Below are 2,162 nucleotides of genomic sequence, written 5' to 3' on the forward strand. Positions count from 1 at the left end.
GCTCTAGCCCAAAACACTGAACACGCCGAATGACATCTAACAATAAACCGTTCGCTACCGTCTTTACACCAACCTCAAGCAACGACTCATAACAGGTAACCAAAGGGCCAAGCAATTCCTCTGTATTAGTCAGGTAAGCACCACCTTTATACACCTCTCCTCGCGCCTCCATAGCCGCCCACTCTCTGGTATTACTAAGCAGCTCCCTAAGTTTTGACAATACAATTCGATACGGTTCGCTGGAATTTCGAGGAGCATCACTTGCATATTGCTTCGCAAGCGCCATTAATTGAGCGTTGGCATCCCACATCGACAAATGCGTCATTAGTGATCGAATATCTCGAAGATACAAATCTGCGGCCATCCAACGGCTCAAACTAAGCACTTCTCGGGTTACTTTTGCCGTGACATTGGGGTTTCCATCGCGATCCCCCCCCATCCACGATGCAAACCGAATTGGCCGTGCAGTCAGAGGTAATTGCACCTGATAATTGTCTGAAAGCGCCGTATCAAACTCCCGCAAAAACTTAGGCACTGCATCCCACAAACTATTCTCGATCACAGCAAAGCCCCACTTTGCTTCTTCGACAGCCGTCGGCCTATGCTCGCGAATTTCATTGGTATGCCACGCTTCGCACACCAGTGTGTTCAGGCGATCCTCGATGTCTTGCTGCTCATGGCGATTAACATCGCTACGATCTTTCTCTCGCAAAGCCGTCGCCAACGCATCGTATTTCATGATCAATGTGCGTCGCGTCACCTCTGTCGGATGTGCAGTCAACACAAACTCGATGGACATCTCATTAATGAGGCTTTGCAATTGGTCTTGCGAGACATCATGCGCTTTCAGGCGCGCCAATAAGTCATCAAACAATTCGACGCCATCTTCCGTTTCTTCCTTACTCCGCCGAACGGCGTGATATTGCTCTGCGATATTCGCCAAATTGAGAAACTGGTTGAAAGCGCGCGACAAGGGCACAAGTTGTTCGTCTGACAATCCGGACAAGAGACCCACCAATTCCTCACTGGCATCTCCAACCGGTACGTCTCGATCCGCTTTCGCAGCTTGTCGAACAGCTTCTACCAGATCAAATAGTTCCTGACCGTATTGCTCCTTAACATTGTCTCCAACCAAATTGCCCAATAGACGGACATTTTCACGTAGCAAGGGATGTAATTCAGACAAACTCGACCTCCGATTGTTAACGCATACTGACAAAAATAAACGCGGGATGCTGACACTTACAATTTCACACAAAGCTATGACATGCAATATGAAAAAGACATCCAAAACTGCTTTTCAATTCAATGTTTCGTACTACGATTAGTAGACGAGAGCCGGCTAGGACACCTTGAGTGACGTGACCTGGACAAAAGCCAAGCTGCAGCAATCGAAGTCCGAAACACAGGAAAAAACAATGAAAATTAAAGAGTTAACTAGGTACTGGGAAAAACAGGCGAAAGCCACCATGACAGAGAGCGAGTATTCTTTCAGGCTGCCCATCGAAGACGCAGCGAAAATTGAAGCTCTCGCAGAAATGTACCCAAAGCGCACGCAAAGCGAGATTCTTGGCGAACTCCTTTCTTCCGCACTTGAAGAGTTAGAAACAAGCCTTCCTTATGTCGCGGGTAACAAAGTCGTAGCAAGAGACGAGATGGGCGACCCAATGTACGAAGACCTCGGTCCAACCCCAACATTCCTCGACCTGAGCAAGAAATACAAAGTACTGTTAAAGCAAAACGGTAAAGCCGCTGCCAACGGTTAAGGTGCTTTACCGAAAAGAGAGATGAAAGCGAGGGCGACAAATTCAGTGTGCTAAATCTGCCCTCCGGCCTCTCTATCTCTGAAGCCAATCAAATAAAGAATGGCATCTAAACCTAGGTTCGAAATAGAATGTTTCGCACTCTCTTTAACCAAAGGCTTTGCACGGAACGCGACACCTAAACCGGCACGACTTAACATTGGAAGATCGTTCGCTCCGTCTCCCACTGCGATAACCTGCTGACGCCCAATACCCTCTTTCTCCGCCAGCTCATCCAACAACTCTGCTTTGCGCTCACCATCAACGACTCGGCCGGTCACGCGCCCCGTCACCTTGCCATCCTTAATTTCAAGCTCATTAGCAAACACATAATCGATACCCAGCTTTTCCTGTAAGCCT

The 2,162-nt window shown here is 48.1% G+C and carries 3 protein-coding genes; 1 reads left to right on the forward strand and 2 read right to left on the reverse strand.

What is annotated here, in order from left to right; translation table 11 throughout:
• Nucleotides 1-1,186, reverse strand: a 1,186-nt coding sequence (locus A3751_RS10560) for a phosphoenolpyruvate carboxylase (protein ID WP_156492377.1), incomplete at its 3' end; no start/stop codon positions are given.
• Between the two features lie 232 nt (nucleotides 1,187-1,418).
• On the opposite strand from A3751_RS10560, the gene A3751_RS10565 reads away from it, so the two are divergent.
• Entirely contained in the window at nucleotides 1,419-1,766 is a 348-nt protein-coding gene (locus tag A3751_RS10565) for a type 1 pili tip component (protein WP_068455524.1), read from the forward strand.
• 50 nt (nucleotides 1,767-1,816) lie between these two features.
• Here A3751_RS10565 and A3751_RS10570 read toward each other — a convergent pair.
• Nucleotides 1,817-2,162, reverse strand: a 346-nt coding sequence (locus A3751_RS10570) for an HAD-IB family phosphatase (protein WP_156492378.1), incomplete at its 5' end; no start/stop codon positions are given.

The organism is Oleiphilus sp. HI0080 (assembly GCF_001635135.1).